General features: G+C 36.3%; 27 protein-coding genes. 18 read left to right on the plus strand and 9 right to left on the minus strand.

All coding sequences use genetic code 11. From position 1 onward, the window contains the following. Positions 1-115 precede the first annotated feature (115 nt). Both G6534_RS00935 and G6534_RS00940 read right to left on the minus strand, forming a co-directional pair. Complete coding sequence (locus G6534_RS00935) at positions 116-1,516, minus strand: 6-phospho-beta-glucosidase (RefSeq protein ID WP_182083034.1); 1,401 nt, start codon at positions 1,514-1,516, stop codon at positions 116-118. A gap of 80 nt (positions 1,517-1,596) precedes the next feature. Beyond that, positions 1,597-2,553 (minus strand): LacI family DNA-binding transcriptional regulator, encoded by a 957-nt coding sequence (locus tag G6534_RS00940; protein ID WP_059074914.1) that lies wholly within the window; start codon positions 2,551-2,553, stop codon positions 1,597-1,599. Between the two features lie 247 nt (positions 2,554-2,800). On the opposite strand from G6534_RS00940, the gene G6534_RS00945 reads away from it, so the two are divergent. The 3 genes from G6534_RS00945 to G6534_RS00955 all read left to right on the plus strand — a co-directional run bounded on the left by G6534_RS00945 (position 2,801) and on the right by G6534_RS00955 (position 5,615). After that, positions 2,801-3,721, plus strand: a complete 921-nt coding sequence (locus G6534_RS00945) for a DMT family transporter (protein WP_059074915.1) — start codon at positions 2,801-2,803, stop codon at positions 3,719-3,721. 91 nt (positions 3,722-3,812) lie between these two features. After that, the gene (locus G6534_RS00950) at positions 3,813-4,586 is read left to right on the plus strand and encodes a DNA-processing protein DprA (RefSeq protein WP_153000028.1); all 774 of its coding nucleotides are present in this window, start codon (positions 3,813-3,815) and stop codon (positions 4,584-4,586) included. 156 nt (positions 4,587-4,742) lie between these two features. Continuing rightward, positions 4,743-5,615 (plus strand): DMT family transporter, encoded by an 873-nt coding sequence (locus G6534_RS00955; protein WP_182083035.1) that lies wholly within the window; start codon positions 4,743-4,745, stop codon positions 5,613-5,615. Between the two features lie 445 nt (positions 5,616-6,060). Here G6534_RS00955 and budA read toward each other — a convergent pair whose 3' ends face one another. Then, a complete protein-coding gene (gene budA / locus G6534_RS00960; RefSeq protein ID WP_059075216.1) occupies positions 6,061-6,768 on the minus strand; it encodes an acetolactate decarboxylase in 708 nt (235 codons plus the stop codon). Positions 6,769-6,785: 17 nt separating this feature from the next. Further along, entirely contained in the window at positions 6,786-8,465 is a 1,680-nt protein-coding gene (gene alsS, locus G6534_RS00965) for an acetolactate synthase AlsS (protein ID WP_059075215.1), read from the minus strand. Positions 8,466-8,569: 104 nt separating this feature from the next. On the opposite strand from alsS, the gene G6534_RS00970 reads away from it, so the two are divergent. Beyond that, entirely contained in the window at positions 8,570-8,995 is a 426-nt protein-coding gene (locus G6534_RS00970) for a MarR family winged helix-turn-helix transcriptional regulator (RefSeq protein ID WP_059075214.1), read from the plus strand. A 268-nt stretch (positions 8,996-9,263) separates the two neighbouring features. Here G6534_RS00970 and G6534_RS00975 read toward each other — a convergent pair whose 3' ends face one another. Next, on the minus strand, positions 9,264-9,935 hold the full coding sequence (locus tag G6534_RS00975) for a metal-dependent transcriptional regulator (RefSeq protein WP_059075213.1): 672 nt from the start codon (positions 9,933-9,935) through the stop codon (positions 9,264-9,266). Positions 9,936-10,002: 67 nt separating this feature from the next. After that, positions 10,003-10,152 (minus strand): hypothetical protein, encoded by a 150-nt coding sequence (locus tag G6534_RS00980; protein WP_161936678.1) that lies wholly within the window; start codon positions 10,150-10,152, stop codon positions 10,003-10,005. A 414-nt stretch (positions 10,153-10,566) separates the two neighbouring features. Between G6534_RS00980 and G6534_RS00985 the strand changes: the two genes are divergently transcribed. The 3 genes from G6534_RS00985 (at position 10,567) to G6534_RS12145 (ending at position 14,374) form a co-directional block, all read left to right on the plus strand. Further along, on the plus strand, positions 10,567-11,007 hold the full coding sequence (locus tag G6534_RS00985; RefSeq protein ID WP_059075212.1) for a universal stress protein: 441 nt from the start codon (positions 10,567-10,569) through the stop codon (positions 11,005-11,007). A 38-nt stretch (positions 11,008-11,045) separates the two neighbouring features. Further along, positions 11,046-12,701, plus strand: a complete 1,656-nt coding sequence (locus G6534_RS00990; protein ID WP_059075211.1) for an Nramp family divalent metal transporter — start codon at positions 11,046-11,048, stop codon at positions 12,699-12,701. Between the two features lie 191 nt (positions 12,702-12,892). Further along, on the plus strand, positions 12,893-14,374 hold the full coding sequence (locus tag G6534_RS12145; protein WP_238788906.1) for an SLAP domain-containing protein: 1,482 nt from the start codon (positions 12,893-12,895) through the stop codon (positions 14,372-14,374). Positions 14,375-14,424: 50 nt separating this feature from the next. On the opposite strand, the gene G6534_RS01000 is transcribed toward G6534_RS12145, so the two are convergent. Beyond that, positions 14,425-15,348, minus strand: a complete 924-nt coding sequence (locus G6534_RS01000) for an IS3 family transposase (protein ID WP_182083258.1) — start codon at positions 15,346-15,348, stop codon at positions 14,425-14,427. After that, positions 15,291-15,782 (minus strand): helix-turn-helix domain-containing protein, encoded by a 492-nt coding sequence (locus tag G6534_RS01005; protein WP_182083036.1) that lies wholly within the window; start codon positions 15,780-15,782, stop codon positions 15,291-15,293. The genes G6534_RS01000 and G6534_RS01005 overlap by 58 nt, the downstream gene beginning before the upstream one ends. A gap of 166 nt (positions 15,783-15,948) precedes the next feature. Between G6534_RS01005 and G6534_RS01010 the strand changes: the two genes are divergently transcribed. Beyond that, positions 15,949-17,202, plus strand: a complete 1,254-nt coding sequence (locus G6534_RS01010; protein ID WP_182083037.1) for an ISL3 family transposase — start codon at positions 15,949-15,951, stop codon at positions 17,200-17,202. 117 nt (positions 17,203-17,319) lie between these two features. Here G6534_RS01010 and G6534_RS01015 read toward each other — a convergent pair whose 3' ends face one another. Next, positions 17,320-17,730 (minus strand): peptide deformylase, encoded by a 411-nt coding sequence (locus tag G6534_RS01015; protein WP_059075188.1) that lies wholly within the window; start codon positions 17,728-17,730, stop codon positions 17,320-17,322. Positions 17,731-17,894: 164 nt separating this feature from the next. Between G6534_RS01015 and G6534_RS01020 the strand changes: the two genes are divergently transcribed. The 10 genes from G6534_RS01020 (at position 17,895) to G6534_RS01065 (ending at position 25,742) form a co-directional block, all read left to right on the plus strand. After that, positions 17,895-18,869 carry a DUF3644 domain-containing protein gene (locus G6534_RS01020; protein WP_059075187.1) on the plus strand — a complete coding sequence of 325 codons (975 nt, stop codon included), beginning with the start codon at positions 17,895-17,897 and terminating at the stop codon, positions 18,867-18,869. A gap of 262 nt (positions 18,870-19,131) precedes the next feature. Further along, a complete protein-coding gene (locus G6534_RS01025) occupies positions 19,132-19,941 on the plus strand; it encodes a glycosyltransferase family 8 protein (protein WP_059075186.1) in 810 nt (269 codons plus the stop codon). Between the two features lie 73 nt (positions 19,942-20,014). After that, positions 20,015-20,347, plus strand: a complete 333-nt coding sequence (locus G6534_RS01030; protein ID WP_010020902.1) for a HicB domain-containing protein — start codon at positions 20,015-20,017, stop codon at positions 20,345-20,347. Between the two features lie 10 nt (positions 20,348-20,357). Next, complete coding sequence (locus tag G6534_RS01035) at positions 20,358-21,179, plus strand: SPFH domain-containing protein (protein WP_057814322.1); 822 nt, start codon at positions 20,358-20,360, stop codon at positions 21,177-21,179. A 159-nt stretch (positions 21,180-21,338) separates the two neighbouring features. Then, the gene (locus G6534_RS01040; protein ID WP_182083038.1) at positions 21,339-21,875 is read left to right on the plus strand and encodes a phenolic acid decarboxylase; all 537 of its coding nucleotides are present in this window, start codon (positions 21,339-21,341) and stop codon (positions 21,873-21,875) included. Positions 21,876-21,926: 51 nt separating this feature from the next. Then, positions 21,927-22,436, plus strand: a complete 510-nt coding sequence (locus tag G6534_RS01045; RefSeq protein ID WP_059075184.1) for a PadR family transcriptional regulator — start codon at positions 21,927-21,929, stop codon at positions 22,434-22,436. Between the two features lie 291 nt (positions 22,437-22,727). Beyond that, a complete protein-coding gene (locus G6534_RS01050; protein WP_059075183.1) occupies positions 22,728-23,504 on the plus strand; it encodes a YveK family protein in 777 nt (258 codons plus the stop codon). A gap of 6 nt (positions 23,505-23,510) precedes the next feature. Then, a complete protein-coding gene (locus G6534_RS01055) occupies positions 23,511-24,260 on the plus strand; it encodes a CpsD/CapB family tyrosine-protein kinase (protein WP_059075189.1) in 750 nt (249 codons plus the stop codon). Beyond that, positions 24,257-25,042 (plus strand): tyrosine-protein phosphatase, encoded by a 786-nt coding sequence (locus tag G6534_RS01060; protein ID WP_059075182.1) that lies wholly within the window; start codon positions 24,257-24,259, stop codon positions 25,040-25,042. The genes G6534_RS01055 and G6534_RS01060 overlap by 4 nt, the downstream gene beginning before the upstream one ends. A 31-nt stretch (positions 25,043-25,073) precedes the next feature. After that, positions 25,074-25,742: a sugar transferase gene (locus tag G6534_RS01065; protein ID WP_059075181.1), complete on the plus strand. Its 669-nt coding sequence runs from the start codon at positions 25,074-25,076 to the stop codon at positions 25,740-25,742. Positions 25,743-25,747: the final 5 nt, after the last annotated feature.

Raw genomic sequence — 25,747 nt, forward strand, 5'->3', positions numbered from 1 at the left:
AAATGAGGTATCTTCTTATAACCACGATAGCCCGTCTTTTGACTAAGGTTCAGTGGTTCTTCTTCGGTACGACTATATAATAAGATGTGGGATGGGTCCCAGGTCAAGACTTTTTCTAAATTTGTCCGATGTGTTCGTCAATTGTGGCGGCAACTTGGTCGTGGACGGTTACGCCTTGGTCTTCAAGTTCTTTGATTTTGTCAGCAAATTGTGGCAAATATTTCTTGTTAGCAACGAGCATTTCATCTAATAAATCTTTGGCTGCTTGGCCGCTTGGAATCAATGGATTCATAATAAAGGCTTGTAGAGCTAGACCATAATCACCAGTTACAGCGGCTTGGTCGATAACTAGTTCCATATTCTTCATCAATTGAATCCAGCCACTTTCGGCAGGTTGAAAGTGACCAAATGTCAATGGCAAAGCGCCAGAAGCAGTGATGATTGAAGAAACTTCTACTGTATGATCAGATGGTAAATCTGGTAAGGCACCATGGTTCAAAGTAGAAACAACCATATGAGTTTTTTTGTCACCATAAATTGAGGCAATAGCTTCACAGGCGGCATCAGAATAATGAGCACCACCACGTTCAGCTAATTGTTTTGGCTTATGGTCGAGATTTGAATCTTGATAAAGAGTGAACAATTCATGTTCGATACGCATAACTTCTTGAGCACGAGTCTTATTTTGATTGAATTCTTCGAGACTGTGGTTGAGCATTTCTGTTTGACGATAGTAATAGCGGTGGTAACCACAAGGAATCATCTTCATTTGGTTGAGTTGCTCGCGGAAGAACTTCACATCGAAGATATTCTTAGGTAGACCAGTTTCTGAACCGTCATACATTTTGTTGATAATATCCATCGTTACTTCTTTACCAGAGTTATCCCAGACTCTGTGCCAGTGGAAGTGATCGATTCCGGCAAATTTGTAAGTTAAGTCTTTTAATTCCTTACCAATTGTAGCTGGTTCATTCATCATAGCCATTACGGGAACGTTACAAAGACCGATGACTTTGTCCCATTTACCATATTGTTGAATGGCTTCGGTGATCATTCCACTAGGGTTAGTGAAGTTGATCAACCAAGCATTTGGACAAAGATCTTTCATATCCTTAACGATATCTAGAATTACTGGAACAGTACGAAAGGCTTTGAAGATTCCTCCGGCACCGTTAGTCTCTTGACCTAGTAAGCCGTAGCTACCAGGGATTCTTTCGTCTTTGACACGGGCTTCTAATAGTCCCACTCTAAATTGGGTCGAAACAAAATCAGCATCTTTTAAGGCTTCACGACGATCCAAGGTTAGATGAACTTCCCAATCGAGACCGGCAGCTTTGACCATTCTTTTAGCCATGTTGCCGACGATGTTGAGTTTTTTTTCACCTTCAGGAATATCAACTAGCCAAATTTCTTTGATAGGTAATTGATCTTGACGTTTGATATAACCTTCGATTAACTCGGGAGTGTAGCTGGAACCTCCACCAATAGTGACCATTTTGAGTGCGTTACGTGACATGTTTTCTTCCTCCAATTGATATGAATTTTTCTACAATTAGAGCATACATTGTGGGATTAATCCCATAGCAAGCACTTTTTTTAGTCAGCATCGACCAATTTTGGAGTTTGCTTTTCAAAAGGGAGTTGTTGATCATTTAATTCATTGTAAAGGTAAATAAATGCATTGTGAGCTTGGTTTCTAAAACACAAATCAATCGTTGGCATGTTCATTAATTTGGCAATTTCACTATTATCACTACCAACTACTAAACAATCTTCGGGAACTTTAATGTGGTGTTTTCGTAGCGTCGTTATGAATTCGGCTGCTACAAAATCGGCGAAGAAGACCATGGCTTCAGGACGCTTTTTGGCGTGCAACCACTTGTTAGCAGCATCGATACCAGCACCGTGTTGTCCGTGATAAAAAATCTGATAATCTTGATTGCTGTCGGGATGTTTTAATTTAAAGTCATCGATAGCTTTAACTCGAGCCCGCGTATTGGCGTTACGTAAACTGGATAAAACATGCCCCACATTTTTATATCCTAGATTATCTAGATGTTTTAAAACATCAGTATAGATAGGGTAGTGATCGATGTAATTAGAATAAATGTGCTCGTGTTCAACTCGTTGCCAAGTTGAAATAGGACCGAAGTCAGCGTATGAACTGATAGTGTCCCAAGAATTGATCCTAGTCAAAATAAAGACAGCATCTAAGGCTCGTGTAGTTAAGAGACTCAAAGTTTTCAATTCATTTTTAGCATTTTGAGTGAAATAAACGTTGACGTTATAACCATACTTGGCAGCAATTTTGGTAAATGAATTAATAAAATCTCCTACTAGAGGGAAGTAGTCACTGACTAAAAAGCCAATTGTCTTAGTGTGTTTTTGTCGTAAGTTTTTGGCAACCTGATTAGGGATGTAATTTAGTTCATGCATGGCGTTCAAAATAATCTTTCTTTTTTCTTCGCTGACATATCCATTGCCGCTGACAACGCGTGAGATAGTCGATTTTGAAATACCGGTTTTTTTAGCCAAATCATAAATAGTTGTCATTTGATAACTCCTTTCTAATATTTTTGTTATTACTTAAATAATAATGGACTTTTTGAGTAAATCATACATTGAAAACGTTTACTCCGTCAGAGTGGTTGTTTTATTATTTCTCATTGTTATACTGATGTCGTTAACCATAAGGAAGGTGAATATTTATCGTTAATTGACAGCAGTAATATTTCGGTTATTCGAGAGAATAGCGTAGCAATGAATTCAAATGAAATCAAAGCGAAGGGAAATATTACTCATGAAGTCCAAAAGGATTCTCGGATCCGTCTTTTTAACTATTGCTTCAATTATTTGGGGAGCAATGTTCGTAGTTGTAAAAATTATTGTCGATGAGGTACATCCAATTCAACTAGTTTGGTTGGAGTACTTAATCGCCTTAGTATTCTTGATTGGTTATTCAATCATGAAGAGAGAGAAATGGCATATCAATTGGCCTGATTTAAAATTAATTTTTTGGATTGGGATAATCGGAAATACGATTTCTCTAGTTGCCCAGGAAATGGGTACCGGGTTGTCTAATGCCCAAACTGGTTCAGTCATCACATCAACTATTCCAGCATTTATGATCATCTTCGGTTGGTTGATACTGAAAGAAAAATTAGACAAAGTTAAGATTTTCTCCGTTATCATCGCTATCTTAGGGGTAGTTATGATTGTCGGATTAAAGATGTCTGGAACAAATGTTATCTTAGGAGTCTTGCTCCTAGTTCTCGACTCAATCGCTTGGGCCTTGATGTCTGTCTTGGTCAAGAAAGTAAAGACGTACAGTTCTTTACAAATTACTATTATGTCAACTGTAGTAGCGGTAGTTGCTCTGACACCATTTATTTTGAGTGATATGTCATCACTTACAAGTATTAATTTCTTAGATCCAAAGGTAATTTGGAGTTTACTTTACATCGGTGCAGTTTCGACAGCCGTGGCATATGTAATGTGGAATCGCGGATTACAAATCGTTAGTGCCGGTTCATCTGGTTTGTTCTACTTGATTCAACCAATCGTTGGTTCATTCTTAGGTTGGTTATTGCTTGGCGAACAAATTTCAGTCGGCTTCGTTATCGGTTCAGCATTGATTTTAGCCAGTGTCTGGATATCGGTTAAATACGATGGTTCTTCTGACGAGGAAACACAACTTGCCAGTGCCGGGAACAGCATTTAATAATTGAATATCAAATATTAGGCAAATCCTTTTGGATTTGCCTTTTTTAGTGCGTAATTTATTTTTAGAAGTATCAAGAAAGGATAAATTTATGCCACCATTAACAAGGTTGATCTTAATTTTATTGCAAATATCCTACGTTGGACCGATTACAGTGCTGAATTTTTTAGCAACCGGAGTTGATCCAGTGACAGTACTTAGTAACAACGGGAAAACTTTTCCAAAACGAATCTCTAAACAATTGTGGGATGAATACGAGAAAAAGGCTCAAGAGCAGTGGGATTTAGCTCAAGAATTAGGAGTAACTATTATTAATTATCAAGATGCAACATATCCACAACGCTTATTAAATTTGGATAATTTCCCACCTATAATTTATGCCAAAGGTGATCAGAGCTTGTTAAATCGCCCTAAATTGACTGCTGTTATTGGGACTAGGGAACCACAAGCGACCACTATCAAGCAAGGGCAGAGACTGACTAAATATTTAGTATCAAGAGATCATGTCATCGTGGCTGGTTTAGCATTGGGATGTGATACAGTTGCTCACAAAACTTGTTTACAAAATAATGGTCAAACGATTGCTGTTCTGGCACACGGTTTAGCTCAAAAAATTTACCCGTCAGAAAATATCGAATTGGCTCAAGAAATCATCGAAAGTGGCGGATTGTTATTAACAACTTATCCACCGATGACTAAAGTGGCTCCGTTTCGATTAGCTGAAAGAGATCAGTGGCAGAGTGGCTTGAGTGATAAAGTCATTGTCTTAGAAACCAATGAAAACAGTGGGACAAACATCACTATTAAGTATGCTCGAAAGCAAAAAAGGGAAGTAATAATACTTAAAAATCAAATAAATAATTAAACTTACAAAATGTCTTATAACTGTAATATTGAAAATGAACTATTGCCAAAATAAAATGCTATAATCTGATTTTAGTAAAGGTTTCCTTGAGGATATTTTAAGAAATTCCCACTGAGATTCGTGAGAGAAATCCAGTGAAAAAAGGAAAGTAGCATTATGAATAATAAGTTAGTTGGTTCAATTCTACTAAGTGTAGCAGCCTGTATCTGGGGTGGAACTTTCGTAGCAGTCAAGGTCATCGTTAGTCAAGTTCATCCGTTGCAATTAGTTTGGTTACGCTATGCTGTGGCGATAGTCTTTTTGGTTGGTTTTTCAATCATCAAAAAAGAAAAGCGGAATTTTCATGTAAAGGACTTGAAGTGGTTCATTCCCATCGGACTGACTGGCTATGCAGTTTCTCTAGTGGCACAGGAGACTGGAACTTGGTTTTCTAGCGCTCAAACGGGTGCAGTCGTGACTTCTTCAACTCCGACATTTATGGTGATTTTTGCTTGGTTACTATTAAAGGAGAAGTTAACTAAAGTCAAAATCATGTCGTTGATTATGGCAACTTTAGGCGTAATTATGATTGTTGGCATCCATTTAAGTGGCAAACACATCTTGACCGGAGTATTTTTCTTGATTGTGTCCGCTTTGACTTGGTCGTTGATGTCGGTTATGATTCAGAAATTCCCTAATTATTCAGCACTTCAAATTACAATTATTTCAGCAACAATAGCCTTATTGTGTTTGACACCGTTCGTTATTAACGATGTGGCTGACTTCACTTCAATCAATTTCTTCAATCCTAAAGTCATGCTCTGTCTGTTTTACGTGGGAGCTATCTCAACGGCAGCAGCTTTTGTGATGTGGAACAAAGGCTTAACGATGGTCAGCACTAGTGTTTCGGGATTGTTTTATTTATTGCAGCCAATTGTTGGAACTTTGTTAGGCTGGTTGTTATTAGGTGAAGGCATTACGATTGGTTTTGTTGTTGGATCGGTTTTAATTTTGGGCAGTGTCTTTGTGTCGATTAGATTTGCAGAGTGATTGATGATTGTCCAAAATTACTATCCAATATTGAAATGAATAAGGTCAAACTAATAAACTGATTTTTTTAATGAAAATCTTGTTGATTATTATAATTTTAAAATTACAGTTGCTTAGAATAAAAAGAGAGTTTTTTCTTTAAGTTGATAAAAATAAGTGATATTCTAATTTTGAAATGTTGATATATCAATCTTTTCTTAGTGTGTTCCCTATATACATAGGGGTGATTCTAGATGAACAGCTTCTTTAGTTCGAGAACTATTGTGTTCCCTATATACATAGGGATGATTTAAATCTAAGTTCAATATCTCTCACTTGATAATAGTGCTGAGAACAAGGCATAATTTCTAATTCAAAAATAAAAACGAGATGATAATTCCAATTATCGGAATTTGTCATCTCGTTTTTTTGATATTTAGGACTTTTGTCCCAAACTCTTTTAATATCATTCAGCGTTATGAATTTCTCCTAAGATATCCCAATCAGAGAAATCATAGTTCATAAAATCTTTATTATGAATTGGCAAGTGTTGTTCCAACGTATCAAATTGCTGAATTTCAACATTACCAGTAGCACCACCAAATCCTAGAACGTGACCACCAAAGTCATGAGCATCGGATAAGAAATGGTGATGGAAACCGCCAACTGCTGCACCATCAAAGATTTGAGGGGAGTAGTAGCTCAACAGTGTTCCTTCAACTGATTCACGTAGGAAAATACTTTGATCTTCAGCTGTTTTTCCCAAAGTAGCGTAAGGCTTGTGGGATTTCTTAACGGCACGAGTTTTGATATTAGTGAAAGTACCGTGGACTTTAATAGAATAAAAGGTGTTTGCACTCGTCATAGCACCGATTTTTTTGTCCAATTCAGCTTGTGATAATTCTTCGACATCAGTCAAACGTTTGTATTCAGCGAAATGGCTGTTAGCGAATGGTAGGGTAAAGTCATCTTCGACAACATTAACATTGCCGTTATGGTCAACCTGATAAGGAACGCCGTCCAAAATAATCAATTCGCCATCAAGTCCTTCACCAGTACCGATACCAGTATCGCCGTGTTCAAGTAGTTCTTTCATCGTAATCGTACCATCTAATAAGCCAGGAACTAATAAAGCTAATGTACCATGTTGATAAAGTGTATGTGTTTTTGACATAATAGTACCTCGTATTTTTAATTCAAGACGTCGTCAACCAACTTGGAAGCTAGTTTGATGTTGTCAGAGTAGTCTACAGGGATGTGCAAAACGACTGGTCCCTTTGTAGCGAAAGCTTTGGCTAACATTGGTTCAAGATCTTCGGTTCTCTCGACACGCATACCAGTAGCACCGAAGCTTTCAGCGTATTTGACGAAATCAACTGATCCTAATTTGACTCCAGAATCGTGACCGTATTTGGCAATTTCTTGGAAACGAACCATATCGTAATATCCGTCGTCCCAAACTAGTTGCACGATGTTGAGATTTAAACGGACGGCTGTTTCTAATTCTTGTCCTGAGAAAAGGAAGCCACCATCACCAGCAACGGATACGATAGGTTGTTCAGGACGTTCCAAAGCTGCGGCAATCGCCCAAGGAAGAGCAACTCCAAGTGTTTGCATACCATTACTGAATAGCAAGTGTCTTGGCTTGTAACTTCTGAAATGACGGGCCATCCAAATGTACAAGCTACCAACATCAACTGTTACGGTCGTGTCATCATTAACTTGGTTTTGTAAAGCATGAATGATAGCAAGAGGGTGAATACCATTTTTATCGGAATGATTTTCAGGGATAGCATCCTTTTTAGTAAATTTCTCTTGTTGATCGGCCAGATGTTGATGCATTTTTTCACCTAAATCAATATCATCAGGTAATTGTTCACTGATTTCGTCCAAAGTTTTAGCAATATCAGCTTGGACAACTAGATCTGGTTGGTAATCATTAGTAATTTCAGGTGCGATACTGTCGAGATTAATGATTTCGCCTGTGCGACCAACGTTCCAATTACGAGCTTCATATTCAATAGGATCGTAGCCGACAGCGATAATCAAGTCGCTTTCCTTCAAAATAGTGTCACCGATTTGGTTTCTGAACAAGCCAACACGTCCGTAGTAGTTCTTTTCTAGGTCACGTGAGATAACTCCAGCCCCTTGGAAAGTTTCAACGACGGGAATTGAGAATTTGTGTAAAAATTTGTGGATCTTATGAGTTACTTCATTAGTAGAAGAACGCATACCGGCTAAGATTACTGGCAATTTAGCATTTTTGATTTTTTCAATAATTTCATTAACAGTATCTTGGTCAGCTCCACCTTGTTCAACGGGGGAAAGACTCTTGATAGTATTGCGAGTAACTTCATCATTCAAGACATCTTGAGGGATGGACATGAAAGTAGCCCCAGCTTTAGGTGCAGCAGCTGTTTGGTAAGCGTTTGCAAAAGACTCCGAAAGATTGTTGGCATCTTGGACTTCGACACTATCCTTAGTAGCTGCGGACAAAAGCTCTTTACTTGAGATACTTTGGTGCGTTAATCTAGCAATATCGTTTCGTGGAACTTGACCACCTAAGGCAACGACAGGATCTCCTTCAGCAGTTGCCGTGATCAATCCCGTAGCCAAGTTAGAAACACCAGGTCCAGAAGTAGTAGCGACAACACCAGGTTTACCAGTCAAACGTCCGATACCAGCAGCCATGAAAGCCGCATTTTGTTCGTGACGGGTGATGATTAGTTTAGGAGTTTGGGGATTATCGTTATGTTCGAGATTCTCGAATAGTTGGTCAATCTTGGCCCCAGGCAATCCAAAAATATATTTAACGTTTTGGTTGATCATACTTTGAATCAAAGCTTGAGCACCATTAGGTTGTTTTGTCATTATATCTAGCCTCTTTTTCTAATTTCTATTATCATTATAGATAAAAATTAAAACATTCGTGTTGATTTGTCAACACAGAAAACTTTTCAGTGGAGTGAAAGCAAATGAAAAACATTGGATATTTAGCACAAGATATTTCTATCTTACACAGACAATATTACAAGGATACGAGGGAAAAATTCAATCAAATCAACTTGAATCCAACTGCCGCTTGTATTTTGTTAGCCGTTAGCGACTATGAAAATATTAGTCAAAATCAAGTTGCCAGATCTTTAGTTATCGACAAAGGTTTAGCCACTAGAGAAATCAATAAGATGGAAAAACTCAACTATTTAACTAAGTCGAATGGAGCAGGTAAGACAAAGATTTTGAATTTGACCGAAACTGGCAACAAGGTAGTTGATACAGTTCAACACATTCGTAGTCAATGGTGGGAAGATCGTTTTGCTAAATCAGGAATCACTCCCGACAGTCCACTAGTTTCTTCCATTGAAGCTGTAGTTTCTACTATTATTGACCCAATAGAGTAGTAGTATACCGTCGTCCGTTCGGCCCTGAAAAATGCTGGAACGCTGCCGACACAACTTGAAACCAACACATGGACCAAAGGCGTGTTGTTTCCAAGCTTGGTCTTTACGTAAGCGATAAATCGCTAACGTAAATCTGGCGGCTGAGCATTTTTCAGGGCTCTCACTCCCGACTAGATAGTGATTTCTAGAACTATCTCATTTATTTAAAAAAATTATAAAACTAAAAAAAGAGCGTTTGACAACGCGTGATTGTAAAAATCATGTGTCTTCAAACGCTCTTTTCCATTGCGGTAACTTTGTCGACCCGAATCATCTTAGTGATATTCTTGGGTAAAATTTGCTTGATATTATTGCGTAAATTCAAAACTACCATTGAATGATCGTAGTCATTGATATTTAAGATTTGAATCTGGTCGCCTAGTTGGATGTCGATGTTACTAAGAATTTGGAAGAGGTAATTGTCTTCCGCAAAATTAATAATTTTCCAATATCTATCAGAAGTAACTTGTTTAGATAATAAGGAAGAATCAGAAAATTCCGGAATAGGACAGTTAATAGGAATAATATTCCCATGTGGGCAAGTTTTTGGATAGTCCAGATAAATATTTAGTCGATCGATCACTAAAGGATCAGGATTTTCACACAATTGACTGGCTTTCTCATAAACTTGGCCTAAAGGAATGTTCAGCTTGTCTAACAACCAGATTTCTAAGAGGCTGTGTTGTTGAATTAAAGGGATAACGGTGTTCAAACCCTTTTTCGTCAACTTAGTTCCATAGTATTTAGTATATTTAACTAAACCTAACTTTGATAAATGCTGCGTACGATCGGAAATAGAAGCCTTGCTGACATTGGCTTTAACAGCGAGATCGATATTATTAACATTTTGAAAGCTTCCACCTAATTCGAATATTAATCGTAAAAAATTTAAATCATTCACAATTCGTTCACCACTTTTTTTAATTTGGGATGTTACAAATAATTCGGAAAAAAATAACGATATAACTTTATTTAAATATTTGATTGTCAGCTAATAATAAATTGGTAAAAACCCTTGAGTACATACCAATCAACAATTCAGAAGTAATCCAACTATGTGCTTGATACTTCTGGTAGTTGATATTTGTTTGATCTTGGATTTGAGTTGGATATTTCATATTAACCCCCTATAAAATATTTACCATAACAAATAGTTAGCTTGACCTAATAATATTATTACAAATTTCGAAAAAAAGTCCTAACTATACTATATGTATATAGATTTTTTATTAAAACAATATAAAATTACTATAAATCCTATCCCGAACGACTTTAATATAACATAATTGTTTTGAACAAAATAGTTAAGTAGGGGGTAAAATTTTCTTGATATACCTCATAATAGTCTTTTAATCCCTTGCTACAGTTGGCGGTAACCGTTTTCTGAAATATTTTGAAAATATTACATTTTAGATATTTTTTATTAGGTAACCTTAAAAAATAGTTTACAACGAATTAAATTGGGGTAGAATGGATTTTGGAAAGACGAGCAGGACTGCTTGTTTTTAGAAAATGTATTGGAGGACAAACCAATGTCGAATCAAAACAACACTTTTGAACGTGTTTTGGTTGGTGTCGATGATTCACCCGATGCCCAATTAGCATTTAGATATGCGATGCACCGTTGCATCAAGGACGGCTCAACGTTGATCATTACTTCTATTTTGGAAGATAGTGATATGAATGTTTACCAAGCACTCACGAAAGACTACGTTCACGGTGAGCGTAAAGAGTTAGAAGAGCACATGCAGGAATATCGCAAGGTTGCTTTGGATGCTGGAGTTAAGAATGTTGAACTCATGGTAGCTGAAGGAGATCCTGGTGAAACAATCGTTAAGGATGTTATTCCTTCGTGTGATGCAGATCTTTTAGTTATAGGGTCACTTTCCAAAAAGGGAATCAGAAAGTATTTCGGTTCTCAAGCTGCATATATGGCGAAATATTCACCAATTTCTGTGATGATCATTCGCTAGTACATTTATAAAGAAATCATAATAAGGGGAGATTAATCATGGCTGAAAAGCATAAATTAATCGAATACGCAAACGGTCCATCTCTACAAGAGATTAACGGAACCGTCGATGTACCAAGAGACAAGGGCTTTTTCAAAACTTTGTTCGCATACTCAGGTCCAGGGGCACTAGTTGCTGTTGGATACATGGATCCAGGTAACTGGTCAACATCAATTACCGGTGGTCAAAATTTCCAATACCTATTAATGTCAGTTATTCTAATGTCTAGTTTAATTGCCATGTTACTGCAATATATGGCTGCTAAACTAGGAATTGTGAGTAAGATGGATCTAGCGCAAGCCATTCGTGCTAGAACTAGTAGATCACTGGGAATCGTTTTATGGATTCTAACCGAGTTAGCTATTATGGCGACTGATATTGCCGAAGTTATCGGTGGTGCCATCGCTTTGTACTTACTATTTAATATTCCATTAGTAATTGCCGTATTTATCACTGTTGGTGATGTTTTGGTATTGCTATTATTAACAAAGATTGGTTTCAGAAAAATCGAAGCTATCGTTGTATGTTTAATTCTTGTTATTTTATTCGTTTTCGTTTATCAAGTTGCTTTATCAAATCCTGATTGGGGTGGCGTATTTGCCGGTTTGATCCCAACAGGTAAGACATTCTCACCAAGTCCATCAATCGGTGGCCAAACACCATTAACAGGTGCTTTAGGTATCATTGGTGCTACTGTTATGCCTCACAATTTGTACCTACACTCAGCTATTTCACAAACTAGAAAAGTTAACCACGCTGATGAAAAGTCAGTTGCTCAAAATGTTCGTTTCTCAGCTTGGGATTCAAATATTCAATTAACAGCTGCTTTCTTCGTTAATGCTTTACTACTTATCATGGGTGTTGCCGTATTCAAGAGTGGTGCTGTTAAAGATCCATCATTCTTCGGTTTGTACCAAGCTCTATCAGATACATCAACTTTGAGTAATGGTGTTTTGATTGCCGTTGCTAAGTCAGGTGTACTTTCAACATTGTTCGCTGTTGCTTTGCTTGCTTCAGGTCAAAACTCAACTATTACTGGTACTTTAACTGGACAAGTTATCATGGAAGGTTTCGTTCACATGAGAATGCCTCTATGGTTACGTCGTTTGGTTACACGTTTGATCTCAGTTATCCCTGTTCTTATCTGTGTTATGTTAACAAGTGGTAAGAGTGCAATTGATGAGCACGAAGCTTTGAATACATTGATGAATAACTCACAAGTCTTCTTGGCTTTCGCACTTCCATTCTCAATGTTGCCACTACTATTAATGACAGATAGTGCTACAGAAATGGGTAACAAATTCAAGAACTCAACTTGGATCAAAGGATTCGGTTGGTTATCAGTTATTGCTTTGACATTCTTGAACCTTTACGGTTTACCAGGTCAAATCCAAGCCTTCTATGGTGATAAATTAACTGGTGCACAAACAATGCAAGCTAATATCATTGCTTATGTATTAATCGCTGCTGTTCTAGCATTGTTAGTTTGGACAATTGTCGACATGCACAAAGGTAACGAAAGACTTAAGAACGTTTTGGCAAAAGAAGATGTTACATCAACTTATGAACATCTAGCCAAATTATCAGCTGCAGCCGGTTCTGAAGAAGAATTCGATAAAGAAGCTACTGCTGAAAGAAATTCAGAACAAAGATAAAAATTTGTAAACAAAAAGACGACTTTAATCAGTCGTCTTTTTTGTTTGGATTTTTATCTTAATATCATCTGATCAGGAATTGTCGAAGTTCAAAATGTTGAAAAAATTATTGAATAATAAAAATATTTATTAAATCCTTTAAAATGATAAAATTATTAGTGTTCGGAAAATATTTTTATAAGGGGATTATTATGAAGAAATTTTACTATGGCCCAATTGTACTTGGACTCGCAGCATTAGCTGTTGGTACACAAGTCGGGGATGCAACAACAGTTTTGGCTACTGAGGATAAGACAGAAGTTGCCGGTAAGACTGATGAAACAAAAGATACTGATACTGAAAAAGAGACTGCTAAGTCAACATATGGTACTTTTGATGAAGCTTTTAATAATTATAAAGCAGATTTAGCAATGTTGAAGGCAGAAGCTGATTCACTTAATGGTACATCAGAAGTATCTGAACATTTTAAAGAGTTAGTTAAAAAGGTTGAAGGTACTGAGATTACTGATGGAGAATCTTTAAGTAAAGGAAAAGCAAATATAAACGTTTTGAATATGTATTTAGACGATATTACCGGCAATGACTTAACCGTAAAAACAAAAGGTGGAGATTTGACGGCTAAAAACGTTCCATATCAAATGGGAAATACGGGTGGACGTGGTGATATGCCAGAATATTTTGAATTTAAGTCGGGTGTCCAAAATATTCTTATGAGCGATGGAAGTAAGCTTTCTATTTCATTTGATGAAGCTGATGAAATTTCTAAAGCGGAATTAACTAATAGTAATGGAGAAACAACAGAAGTTTCTGCGGATGCAATTAGTACTACTCCAAATAGTAAATATGTACAAGCAGAAATGTACGGATACTTAGCATTCCAACGTGATTCTCTTGATCGAAAAGATCAGTCTAATCCTGATGTACAAAAAGCAGTACAAAGTATACCAGCAGATTTAAAATGGATGCAAACAGATGCTGATGATGCAACGGTAAGTGAAATAGCAGCAAAGAAAGAGAATGCAGTTAAAAACTACATAGATAAAGTTATTCTTTTGCCAGATTCTCCAGAAGTTTTCCCTAATCCAGATGGTACAACATACACACCAGAGACTGATTCAGGCAAAGACAACCCAGGAACTGATACTCCATCAAATCCTGATAAACCTTCAAAGCCATCTACTAATACAAACAATAACCACCACAATAGTAGTAATAACAACAATACAAATACTGATAAAGACAACACAACTAAGCCAGAAGAAAAACCTGCTGACGAAAAGACTGTCGTTGAACACCGTACTGTTTTTGTAACTTCTACTACAAAAAATGTTCAATTGTATACTGATGGTGGAAACTTGATTAAGAACCGTGCCTTAGGTAAAGATTCATCATGGGTTGGCGACAAGCTAATGACATTGAATGGTGTTCGTTATATTCGTGTAGCTACAAATGAATGGGCTAAACTAGACGATGGTCTAGAAGTCACAAGTATTAATGAAACAGTTAAGACTAAGAATCAAGCACAACTATATACAGCTACTGGAGAAATCGTTAAGAACCGTGCTTTAGCTAAAAATACTGCTTGGTACACTGATCGAGTAGCAACAATCAATGGACAAAAGATGTATCGTGTTTCTACTAACGAATGGGTAGCAGCTAACGATATCAAATAATTTCAAACAAAAAGACGACTTGAAGTGAACCCCATTAATTGGAGTTTATTTTAAGCAATAAGTTGGTCGGAAAGATTTCGATATTCTATCGGGGTCTTTCCGGCCAATTTTGCTTTTATTCGTTTATTGTTGTAGTAGTAGATATATTTGGATATCTCTTCTTTCAAATGTTCATAGGAGCTATATTCATTGTTATGTACAGTACCTACTTTTAAAATGTGAAAGAAACTTTCCATTATCGCATTATCCAGGCATGTCGCTTTGCGACTCATGCTTTGGATGATGCGATTTTTCTTTAGTCTAGATACATATTCATAGTTTTGATACTGAAATCCTTGATCAGAATGTATCGTCATTCGGTAAGGCAGTTCTGGTAATCTCTCAATCAACGCATCCAATGTATCTGTAACGAATTCGACGTTAGGATGAAGACTTATATTCCAACTGATGACCTCATCACTGTACATATCCATGAATGCCGTAAAATATGCTCTTTCTGATGTGGTCCCATTACCCCAGCGAAGTTCAGTAACATCGGTAGTGATCTTCTGAAAGGGTCTATCGGTAATAAACCTTCTGTTTAGTTTGTTCTTGGCTCTTTTGCCAACATTTCCTTTATAAGAATTATATTTTCTAGTTTTTCTATCAAAGGCATGACAAAGGAGTCCGTGTTTGTTCATTATTTTAAGAACTAATTTATGATTGGCCTTGATCCCACGGTTATGAAGTTCCATTGTTACACTGCGATATCCATAGTCTTTATACTCTGTACGAATTGATTTGATTTCAGACACTAGCTCTTCTGGATATGACTTGTAAGAATGGCTCTGTGAATAATGGTAACTACTACTGGACATGTTTACGACTTCTAATATGATTGCCAAGGGTTCGTTGAATTCTTGCCTTAACTCATTTATTATTTGTGCTTTTTCTTGATTTGAGAGTTTTTCTTCTTCTGAGTTAAGGCATGCAATTTTTCCAAGTAAGCTACCCGTATCTTAAGCCGACGATTCTCTTCTTCTAAATGTTTAAGTTCTTCTGCCGTACGTGGTTTTTTATCAGTCATTTTCCCAGACCGCCTATCATTTGGTTTTAGGCGACCCGATTCAAGATCTCGTTCCCATTGCCAGATTGTCGTAGGATTACGGATCTTATATCTTTTAGCAGTTACTGGATATGATGCTCTATGATCGACTCGCCAAGTTATTACTTTGATTTTAAACGAATAATCATAGAAAGTCTTTGAGTAATTGTTGGTGAGCCCTTCAACTCCAAATTCTTTGAACAAACGTACCCAATGATAAATAGTTGCGGAGCCTTTGATACCGTACTTTCTAGTGATAGACGTGTAGCTTTTACCTGAAAGATAATCAAGAACTACCTTAATTTTAATTTCTTTTGAAAACATAAAAAGAACCTCATAAGTTTGGATTACTCCAACTTATGGTTCTAAACTTTCTGGTATTGATGAACAATCAATACCAGTTTTTTTATACTCTTTGAAATAAAAAAAGAACATCACTGTTCTCGTGTTAAGATTTAAGCGACCAAACCAAATCAAACAGGAGTGAACAATGATGTCCCAAGACAATTCTATACTATGTGCACTAGACATAAAAGACAATAATATAAAAAATGTTTCAGTAAAGGATGCCAAGATAAAAAAACGTGGCGTTATAAAACACATTAAAATAGTGAATGCTGAACTATCTTATTCTTTATATAGGTGCCCTCAATGTGGAATGAATACACTAGTTAAAAATGGTAAAAGAACCACTAATGCAAGATTAGCTAGCTTTAATGGTATCGAGTACCACCTAGTACTAAGAAAGCAACGATTCCTGTGTAGGAACTGTGGAAGCACCTGCGGTGCCCACAGTGATCTATTGATAAAAAATCATACTATGACCAAACAGATTAAGAATAGAATCTTTTCCATGGCTAAAGAATCATTTACTCTGTCATCAATAGCTAAAGTCATCGGTATTTCAGCCAATACTGTAAGTAGGATTTTATATAGTAATACCAAAATTCCTAATAGATGTGCGCATTTGCCAGAAAATCTTTGTTTTGATGAGTTTAGATCCGTAAAAAATATTTTTACATTTATCGCCATCGATGCGGATACGCATCGATTGGTCGAATTGATACATGACAGACTGTCTAAAACAATAACTGAACACTTTATAAATAATTACAGCTTATCGGAACGACAAGCTGTAAAAACCGTATCAATCGACTTAAATGCCAACTATCAATTAGTCGTTCATCGTATATTCCCCAATGCTCGCATTGTCGTAGATAGGTTTCATATAGTTCAACTTTGTAGTAGAGCCTTGGATCAAGTACGTATCAATTCTTTAAAAAAATTGCCTGATAAAAAATCTCGTATATATAAAGCAATGAAATCTGATTGGCGTCTATATCATCTTCCAGAGGAAGATGTAGACGATACTCATATAAAATTTATTGTCGGCATAAATGAATTTACGACTATTCAAAATGTCATCGATATAGCTACTGATGAAATACCAATTTTCAAGGAAGCTTATGGTACTTATCAGAGTATTCAAAGATCAATAAGATATCATGACATAAATCTACTTCAGGAAACTACTTCTGGATATAAAAGAAATGGAACTGCAATGGATACAGCCATTACAACGTTACGAAAAAACATAGATTATGTGAAAAATAGTTGCTTATTGCCATATTCCAATGGCCCTCTAGAGGGCACCATTGGAAAGATAAAGAAACTAAAAAGAAATTCTTATGGCTTTAGAAATCTTGAACACTTTATTAAAAGAATAAGACTGATTTGTGCATAGAAAAAGAGCATCCTTGATGAGGATGCTCAATGAGCTCAAAATCATTCATCAATACGATTTGACAAAGAGCCCAACTTATGGGGTTCAGTTCAACTTTTGAATGAAGTCGCCTTTTTGTTATATCAAAATCCCATCACAATGATCAATTTCATGTTGAATAATCTGAGCTACAAAATCACTGAATTCCTGGGTATGAGTTTGGAAGTTGCTATCCAAATATTTAACTTTTATCCTATTATAACGGCTAGTCTTACGTTGCCCAACTAATGAAAGGCAACCTTCCTCAGTCTCATATTTGCCGGATTTACTAATAATAGTTGGATTGATCATCGGAACATTCATCATACCCATGGAAAAGACGATGATACGCTTGTTGACACCAATCATGTTAGCTGCCATGCCGACACAATCTTTGGAGTTAGCTTTTAGGGTATCTAGTAAGTCAGTCACGACGTTTTGATCAGCCTTGGTCGCTAGTTCAGCTTTTTGAGCTAAAAAAGTCGTATCGTGGTTAATTGGTTTTATCATTTGTGTGCCTCTATCTCGTTTGATAATTATTAGGTTAAAGATTGAAAGTATGAAAATAGACTTCACCCCAATGTTATTGAAGTAACGTGTAAATTTCTATACTATACTAGTACTAGTTACTGAGTTATCCAACACATACAACATAGATATGGAGTGATTAACCAATGGAAAATACTAAAAAGAGATTAGTTGATAAGAGCGTTGAGGCCTTTATCATGGGGATAGAAATTTATAATAAGCCAACTATTAAGTATAGAATAGAAGGATTCAGCTTTTTTATTTGTAATGCCTGGGAGTTAATGTTAAAAGCAGAACTATTAAATAGAGATGAAAGCATTTATTTTAAAGATATGCCTAATAGAACGTTAAGCCTAGGTGAAGTTATTAAAAAAATATATTCAGATAAGAACACTCGTATTAGATTAAATCTGGAAAAAATAATTGAATTAAGAAATACGAGTACACACTTTATAACTGAAGACTATGAAGTGAAATATGCACCGTTATTTCAAGCTTGCACTATTAATTTTGTAAATGAAATTCAAAAATTTCACGACGTTGATATAACTAAACATATACCACAAAATTTTCTTACAATCTCAGCAAGATATGAACCACTATCAAATGAAGAAATAAAGCTTAAATATCCTGCGGAAATTGCCGAAAGATTAATTAAACAAGCCAATGAGATAGACGTTTTGAGTAAGGAGTATAACTCTGATAAATTTTCTATAAATATTAAACAACAATTATTTATAACTAAGAAAAAATCAGATGCCGATTTCACAGTTAAGGTTGACAAAACTTCCGACAATAAAGTTGCTTTCATCAAAGAACTAAAAGATCCATCCGATACTCATAAATATTCATACAATAGTGTAATTACTGCCGTTAACGAGCGTCTAAATAAACAAAATTTAAAACTAAACTACACTCCTGGATTTAACCAGTATGTACTTAGCCTAATCATAGATTTTTATGATATTAAAAGAATGCCCCAATATTCATATGAACATATCATTGGCAAACAGCATAATTTTACATACTCTCAACAATTTATAGATTTTATTATGGATGAAATAAAAAAAGATCCTAAGAATTTTGTTGAAAGTTTAAAAAAGCCAAATAAAAAAAGATAACCTCAGGCACATAGGAATTCTCAGTACCTTTAAGTACCTACCCCATTATGGGACCCAGCGTTATTCCTTCACAAGTTATCTTAAGTACATAAAATATAACAATATTTTCGTTATTTGTAAATAACGCACGCATTGTGATTTTTGTCAAGAAAATATGATGGATTGTATGTTATAGGTCTCAAGCAATAAGGCCCATTTTTGTACTTTCAAACTTTAGTTATTAGTATAATGGAAATAACTAGGATTGCACAGGAGGGGAAGTATGAATTTATTATTTGCGATTGATGACAACGTGACGCAACAATTAATGACGACTTTGTACTCAATCAAACAAAATTCTACTATTGATAAGTATTCGGTTTACGTGATTCAAGATAAGAAACTACAAGCAACTGACAGGATCAAGCAATTTTGCCAAAAGCTAGGGATGCACTATCATCCAGTCATTATCAAAGACGACCAATTCGACCAAGCACCGACGACTGACCGCTATCCGAAGACGATTTATTATCGGTTGTTGGCTTACAAGTATTTGCCTAAAAATATCAAAAGAATCCTTTATTTGGATGTTGATATTTTGGTGATCAATGATTTGAAGCCACTGTATAACTTAGATTTGAAAGATTACTGGTATGCGGCTGCTAGCCACGTTTCTTTAGATGTGACCGATAACTTGAACAAATTAAGACTAGGAAATTATGAAACAGAAAGCTACTACAATTCAGGGATCATGTTGATGGATTTAGAAGCTATTCGCAAAAATGTCAAAGCTCAAGATATTTTTGATTACATTAATAAAATGGGACGGACGTTACTTTTACCTGATCAAGATATTCTTAATGGCTTGTACGGACAAAATATTATGATGATACCGGACGAGATTTACAATTACGATGCCAGAATGAATCCACTGTATTTTGCCAAGAGTAATGGTGAGTGGGATATCGACTGGGTAATCGATCATACGGTAATCTTGCATTTCTGCGGTCGGGATAAACCTTGGAAACCAGATTACAAAGAGCGTTATTCAGGATTATATAAGCATTATCAACACAAAGCTGAATCGATTTAGGTTCGGCTTTTTTTACACTATGTCAATATCATTGTGATATCACATTGATATTAAGATGATATATAATAAAAATATGGCAGATAAAATGATTGCATTGCGATTAGATAAAGATTTATACGAACGGATCACGGAAGATGCTAACCGTGAAAATCGCAGTGTGAATAACTATATTGTCACCAAACTTAGTGAAGCAGTACCAACTAACAACCTCGAGCAGCGCCAAATAGTAGGATCGGTCGTTGGGGGCGACAAGATCAATATGGCAAACGACTTGATCGAGGTCAAAGGTATTTACTATCGCTATGATTTGTTGGCAAATGATTCCGTTAATAGTAAAAAGAGTTATCAAGTTATCAAAGCAAATGGCAATATTTTAACAATTCAAGAATTAAAATCAGAAAAGTAGGCGAAAATATATGTTTGGGTTAAAAGTAGTCCGTCAAAATCATGTTGGTTTGGTGGAAACATTAGGGAAGTACAGTCGAGAAGTTAGAGCGGGGTTGAATTTTTACATTCCTATCTTTCAAAAAGTCAGAATCGTCGATTTGGCAATGATTCCGTTGGCTTTGCAAGGTTATTCAGTTATTACTAAAGATAATGCTGAAGTGCAGACTAACGTAACTTTGAATTATCACGTGACTGATGCTAGAAAGTTCGAATATGAGAATAGCAATTCAGTTGAGTCGATGATCCAATTAGTCCGTGGTCACTTGCGTGATATCATTGGTAAGATCGACTTAAATGAAGCTCTAGGTTCCACTTCAAAAATCAACGCCGACTTGGCTAATGCGATTGGAGATTTGACCAATACTTATGGAATCAAAGTCGATCGTGTCAATATTGATGAGTTGAAGCCTTCCGCATCCATCACCGAATCAATGGAGAAACAAATCAGAGCTGACCGTGAAAAGACCGCCGCAATTGCCAAGGCTAATGGTGAAGCTAGAAGTATAGAGATTGAAACTAAAGCTAAAAATGACGCCACGGTTTCGACTGCTAAAGCTGAAGCTGCTGCCACGATTGCTAGAGCCGATGCCAAAGCCTATGAGATTAAGAAATTGAATGATATGTTGGCTTCAGTTGATAATAAATACTTCACAGCGCAACAAATTCAAGCCTTTTCCGAATTGGCTAAATCACCAACTAATACTGTTGTGATGAGTAAAGATGAGATTGGAAAGTATTCTGATATTCCTGTGACAGCACAAGTTATGAATCAGATGGCTAATGATAAGTAATAATTATTATATAAGCATAGAATCAAGTCTAGGTAGCTCACGAGCCCTAGGCTATTTTTTTGCAATCATATTCAAAACAAATCCTTGACTATATGTCAATAACGACATATACTATTAACTGTCGATAACGACATACGAGAAACAAGGAGAACTTTAAACATGACAAAAACATTTAAAACTTTAGAAGACTTTTTAGGAACACATTTCATTTATACTTACGATAACGGTTGGGAATACGAATGGTACGCTAAAAACGACCACACTGTTGACTACCGTATCCATGGCGGTATGGTTGGCGGCCGTTGGGTAACTGATCAAGAAGCTGACATCGTAATGCTTACAGAAGGTATCTACAAGATTTCTTGGACAGAACCTACTGGTACAGACGTTGCTTTGGACTTCATGCCTAACGAAAAGAAACTTCACGGAACAATTTTCTTCCCTAAGTGGGTTCAAGAACATCCAGAAATTACAGTTACTTACCAAAATGAACACATCGACTTAATGGAAGAATCACGTGAAAAGTACGAAACATATCCTAAGATGGTCGTTCCCGAATTTGCTAACATCACATACATGGGCGATGCTGGACAAAATAACGAAGATGTTATCAGTGAAGCACCTTACAAAGGTTTGCCAGATGACATTAGAAATGGTAAATACTTTGACGAAAACTACCGTCGTATCAACAAATAGCGTGTTAAAATGATATACAAAGCTGTATATCATTTTTTTGTGGAGAAAATTATGCCGAAGAAACGAATTTTACCATACGTATTATTAGGATTGATTAACAATAAGAAGAAATTATCGGGATACCAAATCAGCCAAGAGTTCAAACATGAAGTTGGCGATTTTTGGCATGCCTCGCACAGTCAGATTTATCCAGAACTTGCTAGGATGAAAGAAGACAATTGGGTCAAGGATGAAGAAGAGGGTAAAGCTACCTATTATATGTTGACAACGACAGGTCATGAAGTATTGCGTAATTGGATGCAAGAACCACTCGATGGCAATGAAGAAATGTTTTCATTAAAACTATATTTTATAAATGATTCAACTGATCCGTTGTTAAAAAAATTGCTGGAACAAGAATTAAAACTCAAACAAGATAAGTATGAGTACTTGCAGGGCCGTTTGAGTAAGGTTTTCACTGATAAAGAAAAAATTAAAGCAAATTTTGGTCATTATTTGATTTTGACGCGTGCTATCGAACGTGAGAAAAATCATATCGAATGGTTAAAAAATAGATTATAAAGAGTTCATCAAATGATTGATGGGCTTTTTTTATAAAATTTTGCTGTTTAGTACAGGAATTTATGTTTAAATAAGGAATGTATGGAATAATTAGTATGTTGCCTATTGCAGTTGTTAATATTTTTATGATTTCTAATATTTTCCTTTATAAAATAAAATTCCAAACTACCATTGTTAGGAATTGCCAAGAAGACTATACTTTTTATATAACAGAAAATAGGTACAAAATTTAAAATATATATCTTGATATATATGGTGTGAAGGATTTTTTTACATTTTTCGGAGGATATAGTGGGATCAGAACAAACTATTAGTATGCTACAAATTTGGGGCATATTGCGTAAACATTTTCGTGCAATTTTAGGAACTACTATCGTTGTTTTCATGGCTTCGGTATTCGTAACTTTCTTCGTTATGACGCCTAAGTACAGTGCAACGACTGAGATTTTGGTCAATCGTAAACTTTCAGCGGACATGCAAGGGGCACAATTCCAACAAGTTCAAGCTGATGTGCAGATGATCAGTACTTATAAGGACATCATTACTAGTCCAACTGTTTTGAAGAGCGTTAATAAGGAAATTAAGCAATATCCAGGCTATCCTGGTTCAATCAGTGCTTTGAAAGATTCCTTATCTATCAGCAATTCTCAAAACTCACAAGTATTCTCAGTGACAGCTAAGTCAGAAGATCCAGGAACAGCGGCAGCGATTGCTAACTATACAGCTAGGGTTTTCAAGAAGAAAGTCGTTAAGATCATGAGTATCAATAACGTCTCAATCGTATCTGATGCGGCTGTCAATCATAAGCCTGTCAGTCCAAAAAAGACTTTGAACCTCTTAGCAGGAATCGTCTTAGGACTACTACTGGGAATTGCCTTAGCCTTTATTCGTGAAATTACGGATAAGACAGTTACAACAGAAGACTTTTTGACTGGTGATTTAGGATTAACTAGTTTAGGGATAGTTAATGAAATTGACCAAAAAGATATTGAAAAGACTGCTGAAACTAGAAGAAATCGTGCAAAAACTACTCGTGGCAATAATTCAGAAAGTCACAGAAGGGTCTAGGTGAAGATGAAATTATTTAAGAGTAAGAGAAAAAAACTAGACAATTACAGTTTGAAACACGGTGTTGGCTTGATTAGTTATGATGACCCTACAAGTACCGTGTCAGAACAATTCAAGACGATTAGAACAAACATTCAATTCTCATCAGTTGATAAGAAATTGAAGTCGATTTTGTTCACTTCTTCAGCACCATCAGAAGGTAAATCAACAGTTAGTAACAATGTGGCGGTTACTTGGGCAAAACAAGGTGACAAAGTCATCTTGATCGATGCCGATTTACGTCGTCCAACCATGCACAAGACTTTTAACCTCAGCAATAAGTTTGGTTTGTCAAACTACCTATTGGGTAACGCTGAATTAGAAGATGTCGTTCAAAAGACGATGGTCGATAACTTGTACGTTATTACTAGTGGACCAATTCCACCTAATCCGTCAGAACTACTCGGTAGTATGCGAACAAAGGATTTACTAGTTCGTTTAGCTGACAAATTCGACTTGTTGATACTTGATGCACCACCAGCTAACTCGGTTACTGATGCTCAAGTACTTGCTACAAAGGTCGACGGGGTTGTTTTGGTAGTTCCTCAAGGAATCGCTGAAAAATCCGGTGTTGCTCATGCACAACAAGCACTAGAAACTGTTCACGCTAATATCTTAGGATTTGTGATGAATCGTGTCATAAGAGAGAGTACCGGCTACTACGGTGGCTATTATGGTGGTCACTATGGCGGCTATTACGGAGCTGATAAAAAATGAAACTAATTGATTTGCATTGCCATATTTTGCCAGGAGTTGATGATGGATCTAAAGACTTACAAATGTCGCTAGATTTGGCGAAAGTAGCTGTGAGTCAAGGAATCAGTCATATTTTATTAACACCGCATCATATGGATGGAACTTATACCAATCACAGTCAAGATGTTGTTAGTCAAACGGCTTATTTTCAAAACGCTTTGGAAATAAATCACATACCTCTAAAAGTCTTTCCGGGGCAAGAAGTACATCTGAATGGAGATTTAACCAGAGCAATCGCAATCGGTGACGTATTATTTATGGATGAAACACGTCGTTACCTATTGCTAGAGTTACCTCATGATAGTGTGCCAGAGTATACGACTGACATGCTGTTTGACGTAATCACTCGCGGTATCACGCCAGTATTGGCCCATCCAGAACGAAACGCGGGATTTCAAAAAGATCCAGATAAATTATATGAATTTGTAAAAATGGGCTGCTTGACTCAATTGACAGCCAGCAGCTACGTTGGTGTCTTTGGTTCAAAGGTCCAACGTTTAACAGAAAAAATGGTCAAAGCCAATCTCGGTTATACCTTTGCTTCTGATGCTCATAACTTTAAGGGGAGAAGGTTCTTGATGAAAGAAGCCTTTGATAAGTTGGCAAAAGAAGAAGGACAGGAGAAAGCTGAACTGTTCAATGAGAATGCCAAGAATATCATCAATGGGGATGATGTGGCAGATATGGACAGTCAGAAGATTTCTGAAATGTTTAAGAAGAAAAAGAGATTTTGGTTATTTTAGGATAAATAATATATGTTGAGGGGGAGAAGCATTGGAATATTTCAATGATGAAGGTAAAAATGTTGCCATAAACTTTGAATATCAAGAAAGACGCTATCTTTATAAAGGGATAAAACGTATTTTTGACTTTGTTGCAAGCTTTATAGGTCTAGTGCTTTTATCACCATTGTTCTTGATAGTTGCCATTGCTATTAAAATTGAGGATCCAAAAGGGCCGGTGTTTTATTCACAGATTCGTTTGGGCAAAAAACAAGAACCATTCAAGATGTATAAATTTCGATCGATGGTCGTTGACGCCGATAAGCATTTGAAAGAATTGCTTGATGAAAATGAAATTGAGGGCGCCATGTTTAAGATGAAAGAAGATCCACGTGTTACTAAAGTAGGCGAGTTCATTCGTAAATATAGTATCGATGAACTTCCGCAACTGGTTAATGTTTTGCTAGGCAATATGAGTTTAGTTGGACCAAGACCACCTTTGCCACGTGAAGTTAAGGAATATACGGAATATGATAAGTTGAGATTAGCTGTGAAACCTGGTTGTACAGGATTATGGCAAATCAGTGGTCGTAATGATGTGGGATTCCATGAAATGGTTGAGTTGGATTTGAAGTATATTGATCATCGTGGGTTTTGGTTTGATATGTACGTGTTGTTTAAGACGGTTGGTGTATTTGTACATCCTAATGCAGCATATTAAGAGGA

This window comes from Companilactobacillus pabuli, assembly GCF_014058425.1.
Lineage (GTDB): Bacteria > Bacillota > Bacilli > Lactobacillales > Lactobacillaceae > Companilactobacillus > Companilactobacillus pabuli.